Raw genomic sequence first — 16329 nt, forward strand, 5'->3', positions numbered from 1 at the left:
TGTGACGCGTCTACCGTGACGCATGCCCAGGGGGAGGAGGCAGCCATGGACGAACGGCACGCCACTTTGCACGTCCTGCCCCCGCTCGGCGAGCCCGCCCCGCTTCCGCAGCCCCTGGAACCCCCGGAACCGGCCCCCGCTCCCGCCGTCGCGGCGGCACGCCCGGTACGGGTGCACATCGTGGGCGCCGACCCGCTGGCCCGCACCGGCATCCGCGCACTGCTGGAGGGACACCCCGGCATCACCGTCACCGGCGAGAGCGCGCCCGGACCCCAGCTGGGCCTCACGCTGCGCTCACTGCGCCCGCAGGTCCTCGTCGTACACGGCCCGCTGACCGTCGAACATCGGGCCCGGCTCGCGCAGGACGCGCCGGACGGTCTGCCGGTCCTCGTCGTCGGCGGCGAGGACGAGGACCGCGGCCCGGTGCACGGACACCTGCCCGGCACGACGACGTCGCGGCAGCTCGCCGCCGCCGTCGTGCTGGCCGCGGCCGGCTACACCCTGGTCCCCGCGGAGGGAGGCCGCTCGCGCCCCCGTGCCCGCGTGTCCAGCATCAGCCCCGAGGAGCTGACCCAGCGCGAGTGCGAGGTGCTCGAACTGCTGGCCCGCGGACTGTCCAACGGCGAGATCGCCCGGTCGCTCACCCTCTCCGAGCACACGGTCAAGTCCCATGTGCAGAACATGCTGCACAAGCTGCGACTGCCCAACCGTGTGCACGCGGCCATCTACGCCTTCGAGACCGGGGTACGGCGCCCGGTCTGACCGTACGGCTCCTCCGGGACCCTCCTGCCCGTGTCCGCGTTGCCACCGTCCAGCGCGGGCCACCCGATGTCGCCGTCACGCGCAACCGCAGGCTTCATGACCTACTCCTGGACGGGACGACGAGGACGACGAGGACGACGAGGACGACGAGGACGACGGGGCGGCCGCGGTGGCCGGGGGCGAGGCTGCCGGGGCGGCCGGGACGACGGGGGCGGTGGTGGCACGGCCCGGGCACGAAGGACCAGGACACGGCCGTGCTGCTCGACATCCTGCCCGGACCGGTTCGAGAGTCGCCGGAGAGATGGAAGAGACCCGCAAGAGGTCCGCCCGAGGTCCGCAAGAGAGCCGCGCGAGACCGGCGCGAGAAACGCAAGAGACGCAGGGCACGGGCCCTGGCAAGGGTTTGCCCAGCTGTTGCCAGGGCCCCTACCGTTGACGGTCCCGCCTTGCCCCATCCGTCCGCGGCCGCCGTCGTCCGCGTGTCCACCGAGGGAATGGTCACATGCTTCGACAGCCCGCGTTCGGCCGCCGCCTGAGGAAGCTGCGCATGGCTCAGGGACTGTCCCAGACCGCGCTCGCCGGCGACGGCATGTCCACGGGCTATCTCTCGCGGCTGGAGTCGGGCGCCCGCCAGCCCACCGAGCGCGCCGTCGCCTACCTCGCCGAACGACTCGGCCTGGAACCGGCCGACTTCGAGGAGCCCGCGGGCGGCTCCCTGGCGCACGCGCTGACCCTCGCCGCCTCCACCAGAGCCGGCGATGCCCTGGAGACCCTGCGCGAGGCCCTGGCCGCCGAGGGCCACGAGACACCCGTGCTGCGCTGGCAGGCGCTGTGGCAACTGGCCCAGCAGCGGCGGGTGCAGGGCGACCACGAGGGGGAGCGGGAGTACCTGGAGGACCTGGTCCGGCTCGGCGACGAGGTGGGGCTCGCCGAGCTGCGGGTGCGCGGACTGACCCGGCTCGCCCGCTGTCTGCGCTCCCTGGGCGAGATCCCCGCCGCCCTCGACGCCTGCATCACCGCCCACCACCTCGCCCGGGACTCCGACCTGGGCGTGGAGGACCGCTCCGCCGTCCTGCTCGCCCTGGTGTCCGTGGAGGCCGAGGCCGGCCGCATGCCGGACGCCCGGGCGCACGCCGACGAACTGACCGCGCTGGTCGAGGGCCGCTCGGACACGCTCTGGGCGGAGGCGATGTGGACCACGGCCGCCGTCCGCGTCCGGCAGGGCGACTACCCGGCCGCGCAGGCCTATCTGGAACAGGCCCTGGAGCGGTTCAGCAGCACCGACGACCTGGTGCTGTGGCTGCGTCTCAGGCTCGCCGCCGGCCGGCTGCACCTGCAGAAGGTCCCCGCCGACCCCGAAGCCGCCCAGCGCTGCGTCACGGCCGCCGAGTCCGCGCTCGCCTTCGTCGGCACACCCGGTCTGCGCCAGGAGCTGACCGCGCTCAAGGCCGACCTCGCGTTCCTGACCGCGCGGTACGACGACGCCCGCGTCCTGCTCGGCGAACTCGCCCTGGAGGAGCCGCGGATGACCTACCGGGACCGGGTACGGCTCGACATCCTGCGGCACCAGCTGCGCATCCTGTCCGGCGACGAGGGCGGCGTCCAGGGGCTGCGGACGCTGGCCGAACAGGCGCAGGCCGACGCCAACATCGACCTCGCCGCCGAGATCTGGCGCATCCTCGCCGAGGCCCTGGCTCAGTCCCAGGCCCAGCGAGGCTCGACTCCGTCTGCAGCGTCCGGGGCCACGCTCGGGGGCCCGGTACCCACGCAGACGGAGGGACGCGCATGAGGCACTCCCGTACGGCAGCGGGCATCGTGATGGCGGCGCCGGCCACCGGTGTCGTCGCGGGCGGCGCCGAGACCCCGGCCGCCAACCAGACCGCGGGCCCGCGCATCACGACCCGGGAGCAGCTGGCGCACAGCCTGCGACAGGCGGTGGCCCTGGAGCGCGCGGGCAGCGACGCGCCGCTGTTCCCCCGGGGCAGGGGAGTGGGGATCAACCCCAACGAGCCCGCGTGCTGAGGGGACGACGAGCGTGACCGGCGACGCCGGCACGGCGGGCCCCGGCGGGGCGCGGACCGCGTGGTGCCCGAGCGGTGCCGCGTACGCCCCCGAGTCGGTGGTCCTCGGCGTGCGCGCCGGCACCGACGGCCGGGTGAGCTACCTGGCCGAACCGGTTCCGGCCGCCGAGGTCCTGCCACTGGTGCCACCGGACATCGAACCGCGGCGCGTCCTGCGGTTCGCCTCGCACTGCGTCGCCGAGTGCGTCAACCGGCGCGGCACCGACTGCACCCTGATCGAACGCGTCGTGGCCGCCTACCCGGCCGAGGCCTTGGGCCCGGTCCCGCAGTGCCATCTGCGGGCCGACTGCAAGTGGTGGGCCCAGGCGGGTGTCTCGGCCTGCCGCCGCTGCCCGGCCATCGCCACCCGCCACCACACCGACGAGGAACTGGCCACCCTGGTCGCCGACCCGGCCACCACACTGGCCCGGATCGACGCGGAGTTCACGCGCACCGCCTGAGCGGCCGCAACCCGGCCTACTGCGGCAGCGGTTCGGTCAGGTAGCGCATCCGAGACTGCGTGGGGCCGTTCGTTCGTGGATGGCCTCGCCGGGCACGTACCAGCCCGCCTTCTTGCGAACCGCCGGGCTTGCGTCCTGGGCGCAGGACGCTTGCAGGGCGGCGACGGCGCGGGCATCGGTGTGGGCGAACGTGCCGACGAGTTCGACGGCCATGCTCCGGACATGCGGGTCGGGATCAAGCTAATAAAGGCAGGGCCTGCCAGTGACGCGCAACCCGCTGCGGGTGCGGGGCAGGTCGCGAACCACGCCGACCCGCCCGAGCCGGCGGTCGGCGACGCCGAAACCGGCGCGGAATGAGCGTCGGCCGTGCGCCGCGTCGCGGTTGTCGACGAAGCAGACCGCGCCGGTGGGGATGACGACTTCGGTGAGGCTGCCGTCGGGGTGGGCATCCCGGTGGCCTTCCAGGACCGGCACCCGGACCTCGTCGTACAGCGCGAACAGGCCCACCCAGTCGGTCCGGCCGGGCTGCTGGGCCGCCCGGCCGGTGATGTCACCGAGCAGCGCCGCGTACAGCACGAGCAGGGTGTCGTACACCTGGCTCGCCTCGGTGTCCGCCTCGCTCCCGTGGCCCGGGGTGGTGCCGAGGGCCGCCCGGTCGACGACGTTGCCGCGGATCACCGTCACCTGCGTGGCCTCGTCGCGGCGTGCGGAGTTGAGGTGCCGGCGCACCGTCAGCGGCAGTTCGTGCGCGATGACGGGGGCCTCGTCGAGGAACCCCGGGTCGTCCGCCGCCTTGTACACCTCCACGCAGGACGCGGCCAGCGCGTACGCGGACCGCGCGTCGCGCAGCGTGAGGTCGAGGACGCGGTGCCGCGGGTCGGCGGAGGCGTCCGGGGCAGCCGGGGAGAACGTCGGGGCCAGGGCGGTGGCGGTCATCGTGTCCTCCGGGACGGGACGGGGAGGGGAGGGAAGGGGAGGGGCGTGGACTGGGCTTCGGGCGGACCGGCGCCCGCACAGTGGCGTCGGCCGGTCCGCCCCGGTGTTTCTAGAACGGGTCGTTGAGGCGCTCGTTGATGTGGTCGAGGCACAGCTCGTACAGGTCCTCGGGGTGCGACTCGTACCAGCCCTCCGGCGCGGGGGCCGCCGCCGGCCACAGCGCCTGGTGGCCGGCGGCGTCGGCGAGGACGACGAACGTGGCGAAGTCGTCCGCGAAGGGGTCGTCCTGCGCCGTGTGGTCCAGCACGCGGAGCATGCCGTCGGCCGACAGACGTGCCGCGCGTCCGGTGCGCCACATGCGGGCGGTTGTGCCGTCGGGCCCGCCGAACGGGTCCGGCAGGAACCGCTCGCCGGTGGTCGCCGGGTCCCCCACATAGCCCTGGGCCACACCCGCGCCCGCGATATAGAGGGCACCGGTCTCGCCGGGGGCCACCGGCCGCAGCCGGGCGTCGAGGACGTAGGCGCGGTAGCCGGGGGCGGGGCGGGGCGGCCCGCCGGGCAGCTGCTCGACGACGAACCGGCCCTCGGCCCAGCCGCCGCTCACGGACAGCTCGGCCCCCTCGGACCAGGCCAGCGCGACCAGCGCGGTCAGCGCGTCGTCGGCGCCGCCCAGCACCACCCGGGCGCCCTCCCGCCGCAGCCAGCCCAGCACCTCGTGCGGCACCGCGTGGGCGAGTGAGCCGTCCGGCAGGTGCACCCGGGCACCGGAGGCCAGCGCGCCGAGCAGGCCCAGGGCGATGTCCCCGTCCGGGTAGCCGCGCACCAGCCAGGCGGCGTCGGCCGGTTCGGCCACGGTCGCCGCGGCGATCGTCTCGGCGCCGATCACCACGGTGCCGTCCTCGCCGGGCACCAGCAGCACCGCGTCGTCCGCCCGCAGCGGCCGCGTCCGGTCGGCGTCGGTCACCGGCCAGCGCCCGGTGGCCGGCAGCCGGTCGGCGGCGTCGTCACGCACCAGCCGGGCCGCGCCCGGTACGACGGGCAGCACCAGGTCGGCCGTCTCGTCCAGCAGCAGCACCACCGGCCTGACCGACTCGTCCACGTCCAGGGCAGGGTCGACCGGCAGCAGCGCGGCACCCGTCTTGGCGACGGCGAGCGCCGCCACCGCGAACCCGGCGGGCGAGGACAGCGCGGTCAGCACCGAGGTGCCCGGGCCCGCGTTGTGCGCGATCAGGGCGTGCGCCAACAGGTCGGTACGGGCGTCGAGTTCGGCGTAGCTCATGCCGGCCAGGGCGATGGCCTCGGGGGCCCGGGCCACCTGCGCGGCGAACAGCTCGGCCACGCTCTCGGCCGGGAGTACGGCGCTCTCGCCCGCCCACACCCCGCCCTCCGCCGAGCCGGGCTCCAGCCGTAGCCGACTCAGCGCGGCCGACGGGTCGTCGAGGGCGGCTTCCAGTACGGCGGTGAGCTGCCCGGTGAGCGAGGCGGCGGCCGCCTCGCCGACGGTCTCGTGCCGGTAGGCGGTCAGCAGGGTGATACCGGCCGGCGCGCCCGCGGGTGTCTGCCGCTCGGTCAGCGTCAGGCTCAGGTCGGCGGCGGGGAGCGGGAGTTCGGCCTCGTCCGGCCGGATGGTGAGCCCGGCCGCCTCGAACGTGCCGACGGCCTCCTGCAGCACGGTCAGCGCGACTCCGCCGGGCAGTGCGGCCAGGGCCGCGTCGGGGTTCCGGTAGGCGGCGAGGTCCCGCTCGCGGACCCGGCGCAGCAACTCGCCGAACGCAGGGTCGCCCGAGGTGTCCACCGACAGCGCCAGGACCCGCCCGTAGGGGCCCACCGCACCGCGCAGCGCCGCGCTGTCCCGGGCCGGGACCGGCGCCGCCACGGTGATCTCGGCGGGCGCGCCGAGCCGGGCCAGCAGGGCGGTGAGCGCGGTGTGCACCACCATGAACAGGGTGCTGCCGTGCTCGGCCGCGAACCGGGTGAGCCGTTCGTGCAGTTCGTCGCCGAGTACGACCTCGATGGTGCCGTAGGAGGCGGCGCCGGCCTGCGGCACGCTGCCCGGCAGCGGGGTGGGCTCCAGGTCGCCGAAGATCGCGCGGGGCGCCGCGTCGAGCCCGGCGGGGGAGCGGTGCGGGGTGCCGCCCGTGACGCGGGCCTCGTAGGCGCCGGCGAGTTCGGCGGCCAGCGGCAGCTGCGACCACAGGTCGACGGAGGCGGCGGGCAGGGCGAGGTCGAGCAGGTGGTCGTCGGGGCCCAGGGAGCGCAAACGGGTACCGGCCGCTCCCAGCAGCGAGTTGCGCAGCGCCTCGTGCCGCTGCCCCAGGTCCTCCAGGGCCTCCTCCAGAGCCCGTTGGTCGAGGGGGCCGCGCAGCCGCAGCGGCAGCACCGCGCTGTCCGCGCCCGCCTCGGCCGGACCGGTGGCGGCGGCGGGGGAGTCGCCGAGCAGCGCGGCGAAGGCGGCCGGTGTCGGTGCGTCGTACAGCGCCCGGCCGCCCGGGTCGGCGTCCAGTGTCTCGCGGACCCGGGCCAGCAGCCGGTCCGCCGCCTCCGGGTCACCGCCGATCCGGAAGAAGTCGGAGTCGGCGTGCACCTCGCGGCGCGGCAGCCCCGTCACTTCGGCGAACAGGTCACGGACGATCTCCTGGATCGGTGTGCCCGGCTGGGCGCCGGAGCGGTCCGTGGTGAGCGCGGGGGCGGGCAGCGCCGTACGGTCGACCGTGCCGTCGGCGTTCAGCGGGAGCGCGTCCAGGGTCGTGAGCGCCGACGGTACGACGTGCTCCGGCAGCCGCTCGCGCAGATGGCCGCGCAGGACGGCCTCCAGGTCCACGGTGCCGTCGAGGGCGGCCGGCACGTTGGCGCACTCCTCGACGGCGGCGGCCGGTGCCACGTACACGCCGGTCAGCGGACCCGCGGGGACCAGGTCGGGGTCGACGAAGACGATGTCGAGCAGTTCGGCACCCTCCCCGGACCAGGTCGGCAGGGCGCGGTAGCCCAGGTGCTCGCCTGCCGCGCACAGCGCCTCGGGGTCGGGGGCGGGCGCGTCCTGGGGGGCCAGGTCGACGCTCTCCAGCGGGTTGTCCAGGGACTGCATCGCGCAGTACTCGTCGTACACCCGGCGGTTGGGGATCCCGGCCAGCCGCAGCACGGCGGGGCGGTGGGCGTTGAGGCGGTCCTCGGCCTCCGCTACGGAGGAGACCTCGCGGCCCCAGCGGACGACGGGCGCGGCGGTCAGGTCGGCGGCCGGCGCGGCGGTGGACAGGACGGCCTCGTAGCGGTAGCGGGTCAGCTCGTTGTGGTGGCTGCCGCGCTTGACGCGTACGTCCACCGTGCGCACCGCGGGCAGTTCGCGGGCGAGGGCGGCGAACAGGGCGGGGGAGAGCAGGAGTTCGGTCTCGCCGGCCACCCGCCGGTCGACGGCCCGGCGCAGCGCCTCGCGGCTGTCCCCGGCGGCGCCCGGCCGCGACAGCTCCACACCGGTGTGCAGGCAGCGAGCGAGGTCGAGGCTGCGCAGATCACCCAGCAGGACGGAGCCGCCCGGGGCGAGCAGCGGCAGCACCCGCTCGATCACGGTGCGCAGGTGGGCCAGGCTGGGGAAGTACTGGACCACCGAGTTGACGACGATCGCGTCGAAGTGCCCGGCGGGCAGCCCGGTGGTGTCCTCGGCGCCCAGGCGGCGCAGCCGCACCTTGTTCCGCAGGACCGGGTCGGCCTGCGTCCGAGCGGTGAGCGCGACGACGGCGGAGGCGGCGAAGTCGGTACCCCAGTACTCCTCGACGCCCTCCTCACGGGCCAGCCGGTCCATCAACAGCCCGCTGCCCACGCCGATCTCCAGGACCCGGCGCCGCGGCAGCTCCCGCACCCGCTCCAAGGTGGCCTCCTGCCACTCCCGCATGTCCTCCAGCGGGATCGGCAGCGCGTCGTAACTGCTGTTCCAGCCCCTGAAGTCACCCTCGGGCGCGGGCGTCCCGGATCCGGCGGCGTACAGGGCTTCGTGGATCTTCCGCCACCCGGCGATCTGCGCGTCCTCCGCGACGGCGGCGGCCACCGGAGCCGCGGGCACCACATGCGCGACGAGCCGTTCGTCGCCGTCCTCCGTCCCGTGCACGGACACCGCCGCCGCGGACACGGCCGGGTGAGCGGTCAGTACGGACTCGATGAGGCTGGGGATGGACATCAGCACTCGCTCCTTACGACACGACAGCGCGTTCCGGCTTGGCAAAACCTTGCCAAGATGCTGGCAAGCAGCTCCTGAGGCTGGGTCTCGGAACGCTGGAGCGGTACTTGAGTCGCAGGTGGGGTGGGGTGGTTGGGTGCCAAGTGGAGGGGGCGGGGTTGCCAGGGAGACGGGGCGGGTGCGCCCCGCCGCGTCAGCTGCCGCCCGCGCCGAGTGCCAGCCCCGCCTCGACGGCCATGGCAGTGAAGGCGGTCGTATCACGGCCCCGCCACTCGGTGTCCCCGTTGTAGGCGGAGGCGGTACGGGCATACCGCCCGGCCTTGCTCTTCGAGGTGAGCGTGCCCCGGGCGAGCAGATGGTCCAGACGGCTGACGCCCAGCACACACCAAATAAGAAGGGCCGCTGATGCCACTGCTGTACCGACCTGGTGCAGGCAACGCGGTGAGAGTCCCCTCCACGTCCGTCCGTTCCGCCAACACCGCTACGACGTAGACATCGCTGCGGTCCGTGCAGAACTCCGGAACCCGAGCGAACCCTGCAGATGCAGCCCCCTGACCAGACCGCGCACCGTCTCGTCCACCACAGTCAGGAACGTGAACGTCGTCCGACGCACTCCCGGTCCGTCAGCCGGAGCCTGTCCGTGCTCAGGCGTGCTGCGCGAGCGGTCCAGCCGGTGACCCTGCCTGGAGCGCGGCGCTCTGCAGTGCAGCCGTGATGCGCTGGATCACGTAGATCGCGAGGACGGCCGCCACGAGTTCGAGCGTCTCCGACACCGCCAGGAGCGGCAGTGAGGTGCCCGCGCCGAGCTGGGCTCCCGCCGTGGTCACCGCGTGGCCGACCCACGCCGCCCACCAGGCGTTCACCAGCGCGTCGTTGCGCCTCCCCGCCGTCTCCCCGTCCGTGTCCCCGGCACTGCTCGCGTGCCACACGTCGAGGACGAGCAGTCGCGGGGCCCACAGATTGACCACCGGTACGAACCAGGCGACGACGGCCCAGACGCCGGACCCGGCGGCGGCACCGGGGGAGAGCACCTGCGCGGTGCGCCGGCAGCGGCTGAACCACACCAGGAACAGCACGGTGGCCGCCGTCATCACATAGAGGAACACCATCGACGTGAGTCCCGACCTGCTCAGCGCCGCGTCGTCCGTGGGATGCAGGCGATGCTCCCTCAGAGCCATAGCCCGGAAAACGTCCGCGACGGCCGCGAGAGCTATCGCGCCCTGTGCGAGGCGGGCGAGGAGCCATGGTGCCTTGGGGACGGAGGCGGGGGCGGGGGCGGGGGCGGTACCGGTCACGTCTGGGAGACCTACTTTTCGCGGCAGGCATGCGCCGACGGACACGGCGCAGCGGGAGGGGGTGTGTCGGATCGCCCGGATCATAGATCAGCCCGTACTCCGCAGCAGGATCAGGTGGTCACCGGCACTCCGTCGGCCAGCCCCGCCGGGAGCCGGTTGCGGCCGGGTACGCCCAGTTTGCGGTAGACGCGGGTCAGGTGCTGTTCGACCGTGCTCGCCGTGATGAACAGCCGCGCCGCGATCTGCCGGTTGGTCAGGCCCTGTGCCGCCAGCGCCGCCACCCGCCGTTCGGAGTCGGTCAGCTCCTCCGGTACGGCCGTGCCGTGCACGACGGCGACACCGCCTGAGCCGGGCAGCAGCTCGTCGCGCAGCGCCACCGCCCCCATCTGCTGGGCCAGGCTCCACGCGGCACGCAGCGTGGCCGCCCCCTGCGACGGGCCGCCGTCCGCGTGCAGCGCGTGCCCGAGGTCGGCCAGCGCCCGCGCCGTCTCCAACCGGGCCCCGCCGCACCGCAGTTGCTCCACGGCCTGCCGCAGCAGCACGGTGCGCTGCCCGGGTTCGCTCGTCGCGGCCAGCATCCGCAGGCACTGACCCCGCACCCACGGCCGCTCGCCGTCCGGCAACGCCAGCTGCTCCTCCGCCAGTTCGCGCGCCTGCCGTACCTTGCCCAGCCGCAGCAGCGCCTGCGCCGCGTCCGTACGCCACGGCAGGCACGCCGCCCGGTCCGCCCGCCACAGCTGCAGCTGCCGACCTGCCCGGCGGAAGTCGGCGAGCGCGGCCTGCGGCCGGCTCAGGTCCAGGTGGTGCAGCCCGCGGGCGCGCAGATACTGCAGGCCGTACAGGGTGTTCAGTACGCGCCGGGTGACGGGGTACCGAATGTGCCCGGCGGCCTCCTCGTACCGGCCCATCGCACCGCACGCCTCGACGAGCACCGCGACCGGCGCGTAACGGAAGGTCCCGCCGCCGCCCGCGGGCAGCGCATCGAGCGCCTCCGTCGCCCGCGCGTGGGCACCGCGTACGTCGCCCACCCGCAGCAACGCCTCGGCGTGCAGCGTCGCGAAGACCGCCCGCCAGCCGGGCGCCCCGCTCGCCTCCGCCTCCTCCAGCAGCCGCCGGCTCGCCGGTACGGCACGCTCGGGACGGTCGGAGTACAGCAGCGTGCGCACCGCCATGACCAGCGGAGCCAGGGTGGCGTCGGTCAGCCGCGCCCGCCCCGGCACCTCCGCGCGGCCTGCCACCGGCGCGTCGAGGAGGGCGTCGAAGGGCGTCTCGCCGTGGGCGCCCGGCTCGCCCGCCTCCCGCAGCAGCGCGGCCGACTCGGCGATCCGCCCCTGCGCGAGCAGCATTCCGGCCGACCGCGACCGGTGCTCCGCTCCCGTCGCGGACAGGGCCGAACGCGGCCCGGTGACCAACGCGGTCAGCCGCCGCTCGGCAGCCTCCGGATCGCGGCGCGCGGCGATCTGCGTGAGCCGCAGCGCCACGCCGGTCCGCGCAGCCTCGTCGGGGCAGATCCCGTGGGCCAGTTCGAGCAGGCGCTCGGCCTGGGCGGTGCGGTGTTCCCCGGGGCGCTGGGCCAGCAGGCCCTCTGCGGTGTCCATGAGCAGGGTGAAGTCCTCGGGCCGTACGGGCACGCGCGCACCGTCCGCCCGCGGCGCGAGCAGATGGCCGGCCACCACGTCGGCCGGCGCCCCTGCCGCCGTCAGCACCAGCGCGGCCCGCCGGTGCAGGTCCGCGCGGGTACGCGGTGAGGCGTCCGCCAGTACGGCGGCGGGGACGGCGGGGTGCCGAAAGCGGAGCCCGTGGAGGAGCCCGTCCAGGAGCCCGCAGGCGCGCAGCGCGGCCAGCGCGGGAGCGGCGTCGTCCTCGGGGCGCAGCATGCGCGTGACCAGCGGCTCGGTCGCCCGCTCCGCCAGGATCGCCACCGCCCGGCCCGCCGCCAGGGCACCCGGACCACTGCGCCGCAGACAGGCGGCGACGGCCGCGGCGAACGGCCCGTCGAGCGCCGGGTCCGGCGGCGGCGACGTGGATGCGGCGCGGTCCTCCTCCAACAGGGCGTTCAGCAGAAGCGGGTTGCCACCGGTGACGCGGTGCAGCTCCGCGGCCGTACGGCCGGGACGGGCCGGCCCCGGCCACTCCCATGGGCGGGCCGCGGGAACCTCCGCGGTCTCCCGGGCCGACAGCAGACCGATCCGGATCCGGCGGAAGTGCGGCTGGCGCGTCAACTCGGGCGCGCACGAGGGCTCCTGAGCCGCGTCGGCGTACGACGACACGGTACCCACGACCAGCACGGGGGCCGGGCGGGCGTGCCGTACGAGATACCCGAGGTGGTGCAGCGACTGCGCGTCCGCGTGCTGTACGTCGTCCAGGCACAGCACCACCGGCCCGGCGAGGGCGAGATCGCACAGCTCCGCGCAGAACGTCCGCATCGCCTCCCGGGTCGGCTTCGCTTCCTCGGCGCCGGTGCGGGGGAGTGCGAACGGCGGGGCGCTGCCGACCAGTTGGCGCAGCACACCGAGCGGCATCCGGCGTCCGGCCTCGGTGGCGGCCGCGGTGAGCACCAACGCCCCGGCGGCGACGGCCTGTTCGGCCACGGCGTGCAGAAGACGGCTCTTGCCACAGCCGGCGGCGCCCTCGATCAGTACCACCCGGGAACGCCCCACCGTGCAGGTGGCGAGGACCGTCTCCAGAGCACCGGCCACCGATGCCCTGCCCGCCTGTGTCATCGGAATCTCCTTGCGTGGAAACCCCGTCCTTCAGGGCGGGCAGGAAGCGCATCCTCGGATCGGAGCCGCGCAGCGGCGAAAATCGCTCCGCCATCCAAGTAACGGGCGCTGCTTACATGGGAACTGATGGAATGTGAAGCATGACGCGGCAGGTGAAGCGGGCTTTCAAGTGCCGCTTCTACCCCACGGACGAGCAGGCAGCGGAGCTGTCGCGCACGTTCGGCTGCGTCCGCCTCGTCTAAAACAAGTCGCTGGAAGAACGTACCCGCGCCTGGTACGGCGAACAGCGCCGTACCTCCTACGTGCAGTCGTCCGCCGCGCTGACGGAGTGGAAGAAGACGGAGGACCTGGCCTTCCTGGCCGAGGTGTCGTCCGTGCCCCTTCAGCAGGCGCTGCGGCACCTTCAGACGGCGTTCGCGAACTTCTTCGCCAAGCGTGCCAAGTATCCGCGTTTCAAGAATCGGAAGAAGTCCCGGCAGTCGGCCGAGTACACCCGTTCCGGCTTCACGTGGCGCGATGGGAAGCTGACTCTGGCGAAGTTGGCGGAGCCGCTGGACATCCGCTGGTCCCGTCCCCTTCCGGAGGGTGCGGCGCCGTCCACGGTGACCGTCTCGCGTGATGCGGCCGGGCGTTGGTTCGTGTCCCTGCTGTGCGAGGACGCCATCACCCCGGCACCGGCTACGAAGAACGCGGTCGGCGTCGACGCAGGTATCACCTCGCTCGTGACCCTGTCGACCGGGGAGAAGATCGCCAACCCGAAGCATGAACGCCGTGACCGGGCCCGCCTGGCCAAGGCGCAGCGGGAGCTGTCCCGTAAGGCGAAGGGGTCGGTGAACCGGGAGAAGGCTCGCCAAAAGGTCGCTCGCGTGCACGCGCGCATCGCTGACCGGCGCCGGGACTTCCTGCACAAGCTGTCGACTCGACTCGTCCGTGAGAACCAAATGGTCGTGATCGAGGACCTGACCGTTCGTAACCTGCTGAGGAACGGCAAGCTCGCGCGCGCCATCTCCGACGCATCTTGGACGGAACTCCGCTCCATGCTGGAGTACAAGTGCGCATGGTACGGGCGCAGCCTCGTGACCGTGGACCGGTGGTTCCCCAGCTCGAAGCTGTGCGGGGCCTGCGGCACGGTCCGTGAGAAGTTGCCGCTGTACGTCCGCGAGTGGACGTGCGACTGCGGCACCGTGCATGACCGCGACGTGAACGCGGCACGCAACATTCTGGCGGCCGGGCTGGCCGCGTCTGCCTGTGGAGACGGTGTAAGACCTCAACGGGAGCCCTCCCGGACGGGGCGGTCGTCGGTGAAACAGGAAACCCAGCGGGTGACCGCTGGACGCCCCCGCATTTAGGCGGGGGAGGAAGTCAAGAGCCCGCCTTTCACCGGAACAACCGCGCTGGTCGGGGCAAGAATGCGATCAACGCCTTTAAGGGGGGTGGAGCCGGGACGGAGATGGCACCCGCTCAACAGGCCCGGAAATGACCGAAGCCCCCGCGGCGGCACATGGCCGGCGGGGGCTTCCCGGTGGATCGGTGGAGAGGTCTGCGTTGCTCGCGGGCGACGGTTCAGACAGCGGCGACGGTGGCGGCCTTGGGCCAGCCGATGTCGTCGGTGCCGGCGGCGGAGACCGTCGTGGCCTTGGGCCAGCCGATGTCGTCGGTGCCGGCGGCGGAGACCGTCGTGGCCTTCGGCCAACCGATGTCGTCCGTGCCCGCGGCGGAGACGGTGGTCGCGGTCTTCGGCCAGCCGATGGCGTCCGTGGTGGTCGCCGACTGCGTCGTGGTCGGCCAGCCGATGGCCTCCGCGGTGGCGGCGCCGACTCCGACGGCGGAGAACGCGGTGGCGGCGACAGCGGCGGCGGTGGCGGCGATCTTGGCGATGCGGTTCATGGCGGGCTCCTCTGTGTCAACTTCGATCCGGCTGCTTGGCAACCTCTTGCCAAGAAGGTTGGCAATGAAATCTCGTAAATCACTGGGGAATTGATCGAGATTGGCTCAAGAAGGGCGCCAGAAACGCCCCAGGGACCCGGCCGGCACACCGAAATTGCCATGTTGAACCACTTCTGACCTGGACAGATATAAGGATTTGGCAGAACGAGGATCCCTCTGCCAGAACTTGGCAATTCCTAGGAAGCCGAGCCGGGCAGAATCGGGACAGAAGCCAGAAGGAAGACAGAAGGAAGTCAGAAGGGCCTGGCAAAGCCCCGCCACTAGAGCGCCGCCTGAGCCCACATTGCCAACTCGCCGTATGTGTTGGCAATGTGTTGCCAAGCACAAGGCAAGACATTGCCCCATCGCACGGGGGGAGGCCCCGGAAGTGAATGCGACGTCACACGGCGACCGAATGGTCCATCTGAACTCGGCTGGCCTGGGCCGCATGCCCGCCGCCGTACGCGCGATCCTCACCGAGTGGACGCGCCACGACGACCGTTACGGCCCCTACGAGTTGGAGGAGCACCTCGACGACGTCGTCCTCGACGTGATCGACGAGCGCCTCGCCGCCCTGCTGGGTACCCCGGCCGGCGACACCACCCTGTTCACCGGCGCCGCGGACGCGTACGCCACCCTCCTCGGCCGCCTGCCGCTCGGCCCGGGCGACCGCATCTGGACGACTCCCTACGAGGGCGCCGCCAACCTCAGCACCCTGTACGCCCTGCGCGACCGCACCCGCTGCGCCCTGGACGTCGTACCGCTGCGCCCGGACGGCGACCTGGACCTGGAGTGGATGGCCACGCACATCGACGACGACGTCGCCCTCGTCTCGGTGACCTACGTCCCGGCCGGCTGCGGCATCGTCAACCCCGTGGAGGACGTGGGCCGCATCCTCGCCGCACACCGCTGCGTGTACGCCGTCGACGCGTCCTACGCGGTCGGCCAGTTCCCCGTGGACGTGGCCCGCATCGGCTGCGACCTGCTCACCGGCGACGGCTGGCGGTTCCTGCGCGGCCCGCAGTCGGTCGGCTTCGCCGCTACGTCACCGGGGTTCAGGAAGCTCCTGGCACCGGCCGGTGTCGATCCGGTCGTACCGCCGCACGGCGCCGCCGTCGTGGCGCTGAACACGGCCCTGGCCGAGCACACCGAGGCCCTGCCGGACGACGACCTGGTCGCCGGCCTGCGCGCCACCGTCGAGGAGGCCCCCGGGATCGAACTGATCGCCCCCGGGCGGATCCAGTCCGGCATTCTCACCTTCCGGCACGACGAACTGCCCGCCGCACTGGTGCGCCGGCAGCTCGCGGCCCGGGGCGTGGTCGTGTGGAAGACGGTCGCGCAGGAGACCCCGCTCTACCTGCCCGGCCTCGGCGTCACCACGGCCGTCCGCGCCTCCGTCCACCACGACAACTCACCGCAGGACATCACCCGGTTCGGCGAGGCCCTGCGTGAGGTACTGAAGCTCGAACGGCCCCGCCACCAGGCGCCCGTGTCCGTGCACGCACACCCCGCGCCGGTGCCCGAGCCCGTGTCCGGCTCCGCGCACAGCACCGTCACCGACCTGGCACAGTGGCGCGGCCGGCGAGGCGCGAAAAGCGGCACGGACACCGCCCCCGAGGCCGCCCGTGAGGCCACCCCCGAGGCCGCCGCCGCGGGCCTGCGCAGGCCCCGCCAACAGCGCGACGGACGGCCGAACCTGACCCTGTACCGGACCCGGTGAACACGACGGACGCGGAGCATCACGCACGAGTGACCCACTGCCACGCACGAGTGCCCCTCTAATGCGCCTGATTAGCCTCTGGCCACGTGTACGACCGAGTACGACCCACAGGGACCGACAGGAGCCGACACGCGCATGTCCGTGGAAACCACCTCGCCTCTCGGAACGGCACCGTCCCCCGCCAAGGAGATCCATCGCCTCGATCGGGTGATCATCCGGTTCGCGGGGGACTCGGGTGACGGTATGCAGCTCACCGGTGACCGGTTCACGTCCGAGAC

The 16329-nt window shown here is 73.4% G+C and carries 13 protein-coding genes and 1 pseudogene; 6 read left to right on the plus strand and 8 right to left on the minus strand.

The genetic code is table 11. The features are described from left to right. Positions 1-45 precede the first annotated feature (45 nt). A complete protein-coding gene (locus tag ACZ4EG_RS41955; protein WP_453560375.1) occupies positions 46-762 on the plus strand; it encodes a response regulator transcription factor in 717 nt (238 codons plus the stop codon). Positions 763-856: 94 nt separating this feature from the next. Here ACZ4EG_RS41955 and ACZ4EG_RS41960 read toward each other — a convergent pair whose 3' ends face one another. Then, the gene (locus ACZ4EG_RS41960) at positions 857-1030 is read right to left on the minus strand and encodes a hypothetical protein (RefSeq protein WP_467794370.1); all 174 of its coding nucleotides are present in this window, start codon (positions 1028-1030) and stop codon (positions 857-859) included. A gap of 234 nt (positions 1031-1264) precedes the next feature. On the opposite strand from ACZ4EG_RS41960, the gene ACZ4EG_RS41965 reads away from it, so the two are divergent. From ACZ4EG_RS41965 to ACZ4EG_RS41975, 3 genes are read left to right on the plus strand one after another with little or no spacing between them, the layout of a single operon-like run. Next, on the plus strand, positions 1265-2551 hold the full coding sequence (locus tag ACZ4EG_RS41965) for a helix-turn-helix domain-containing protein (protein ID WP_467794371.1): 1287 nt from the start codon (positions 1265-1267) through the stop codon (positions 2549-2551). Next, positions 2548-2784 (plus strand): hypothetical protein, encoded by a 237-nt coding sequence (locus ACZ4EG_RS41970; protein ID WP_467794372.1) that lies wholly within the window; start codon positions 2548-2550, stop codon positions 2782-2784. The genes ACZ4EG_RS41965 and ACZ4EG_RS41970 overlap by 4 nt, the downstream gene beginning before the upstream one ends. 13 nt (positions 2785-2797) lie before the next feature. After that, positions 2798-3283: a hypothetical protein gene (locus tag ACZ4EG_RS41975; RefSeq protein ID WP_467794373.1), complete on the plus strand. Its 486-nt coding sequence runs from the start codon at positions 2798-2800 to the stop codon at positions 3281-3283. Positions 3284-3319: 36 nt separating this feature from the next. On the opposite strand, the gene ACZ4EG_RS41980 is transcribed toward ACZ4EG_RS41975, so the two are convergent. The 6 genes from ACZ4EG_RS41980 to ACZ4EG_RS42005 all read right to left on the minus strand — a co-directional run bounded on the left by ACZ4EG_RS41980 (position 3320) and on the right by ACZ4EG_RS42005 (position 12405). Further along, positions 3320-3496 (minus strand): hypothetical protein, encoded by a 177-nt coding sequence (locus tag ACZ4EG_RS41980; protein ID WP_453560384.1) that lies wholly within the window; start codon positions 3494-3496, stop codon positions 3320-3322. A 27-nt stretch (positions 3497-3523) separates the two neighbouring features. Continuing rightward, positions 3524-4219 carry a hypothetical protein gene (locus tag ACZ4EG_RS41985; protein ID WP_467794374.1) on the minus strand — a complete coding sequence of 232 codons (696 nt, stop codon included), beginning with the start codon at positions 4217-4219 and terminating at the stop codon, positions 3524-3526. A 109-nt stretch (positions 4220-4328) separates the two neighbouring features. Beyond that, positions 4329-8387, minus strand: coding sequence for an AMP-binding protein (locus tag ACZ4EG_RS41990; protein WP_467794375.1), 4059 nt, complete (start codon positions 8385-8387; stop codon positions 4329-4331). Between the two features lie 193 nt (positions 8388-8580). Then, positions 8581-8769 carry a hypothetical protein gene (locus ACZ4EG_RS41995; protein WP_467794376.1) on the minus strand — a complete coding sequence of 63 codons (189 nt, stop codon included), beginning with the start codon at positions 8767-8769 and terminating at the stop codon, positions 8581-8583. Between the two features lie 262 nt (positions 8770-9031). Further along, on the minus strand, positions 9032-9682 hold the full coding sequence (locus ACZ4EG_RS42000; RefSeq protein WP_467794377.1) for a DUF4328 domain-containing protein: 651 nt from the start codon (positions 9680-9682) through the stop codon (positions 9032-9034). Positions 9683-9792: 110 nt separating this feature from the next. Beyond that, on the minus strand, positions 9793-12405 hold the full coding sequence (locus tag ACZ4EG_RS42005; RefSeq protein ID WP_467794378.1) for an AAA family ATPase: 2613 nt from the start codon (positions 12403-12405) through the stop codon (positions 9793-9795). Positions 12406-12545: 140 nt separating this feature from the next. Here ACZ4EG_RS42005 and ACZ4EG_RS42010 point away from each other — a divergent pair. After that, positions 12546-13754: pseudogene (locus ACZ4EG_RS42010) on the plus strand (RNA-guided endonuclease InsQ/TnpB family protein). Positions 13755-13968: 214 nt separating this feature from the next. Here ACZ4EG_RS42010 and ACZ4EG_RS42015 read toward each other — a convergent pair. After that, positions 13969-14292, minus strand: coding sequence for a hypothetical protein (locus ACZ4EG_RS42015; RefSeq protein WP_467794379.1), 324 nt, complete (start codon positions 14290-14292; stop codon positions 13969-13971). A 487-nt stretch (positions 14293-14779) separates the two neighbouring features. Here ACZ4EG_RS42015 and ACZ4EG_RS42020 point away from each other — a divergent pair, with 487 nt between their 5' ends. Further along, positions 14780-16051 (plus strand): aminotransferase class V-fold PLP-dependent enzyme, encoded by a 1272-nt coding sequence (locus tag ACZ4EG_RS42020; protein ID WP_467794380.1) that lies wholly within the window; start codon positions 14780-14782, stop codon positions 16049-16051. The last annotated feature ends 278 nt before the right edge of the window (positions 16052-16329 follow it).

This window comes from Streptomyces sp. NPDC025638 (assembly GCF_055558775.1).

Excerpts from the sequence above, each read along its gene's own strand:
- ACZ4EG_RS41955 (WP_453560375.1), top strand. The coding sequence starts at position 46 with ATGGACGAACGGCACGCCACTTTGCACGTCCTGCCCCCGCTCGGCGAG.
- ACZ4EG_RS41960 (WP_467794370.1), bottom strand. The coding sequence starts at position 1,030 with ATGTCGAGCAGCACGGCCGTGTCCTGGTCCTTCGTGCCCGGGCCGTGC.
- ACZ4EG_RS41965 (WP_467794371.1), top strand. The coding sequence starts at position 1,265 with ATGCTTCGACAGCCCGCGTTCGGCCGCCGCCTGAGGAAGCTGCGCATG.
- ACZ4EG_RS41970 (WP_467794372.1), top strand. The coding sequence starts at position 2,548 with ATGAGGCACTCCCGTACGGCAGCGGGCATCGTGATGGCGGCGCCGGCC.
- ACZ4EG_RS41980 (WP_453560384.1), bottom strand. The coding sequence starts at position 3,496 with ATGGCCGTCGAACTCGTCGGCACGTTCGCCCACACCGATGCCCGCGCC.
- ACZ4EG_RS41985 (WP_467794374.1), bottom strand. The coding sequence starts at position 4,219 with ATGACCGCCACCGCCCTGGCCCCGACGTTCTCCCCGGCTGCCCCGGAC.
- ACZ4EG_RS41990 (WP_467794375.1), bottom strand. The coding sequence starts at position 8,387 with ATGTCCATCCCCAGCCTCATCGAGTCCGTACTGACCGCTCACCCGGCC.
- ACZ4EG_RS42005 (WP_467794378.1), bottom strand. The coding sequence starts at position 12,405 with ATGACACAGGCGGGCAGGGCATCGGTGGCCGGTGCTCTGGAGACGGTC.
- ACZ4EG_RS42015 (WP_467794379.1), bottom strand. The coding sequence starts at position 14,292 with ATGAACCGCATCGCCAAGATCGCCGCCACCGCCGCCGCTGTCGCCGCC.
- ACZ4EG_RS42020 (WP_467794380.1), top strand. The coding sequence starts at position 14,780 with ATGCCCGCCGCCGTACGCGCGATCCTCACCGAGTGGACGCGCCACGAC.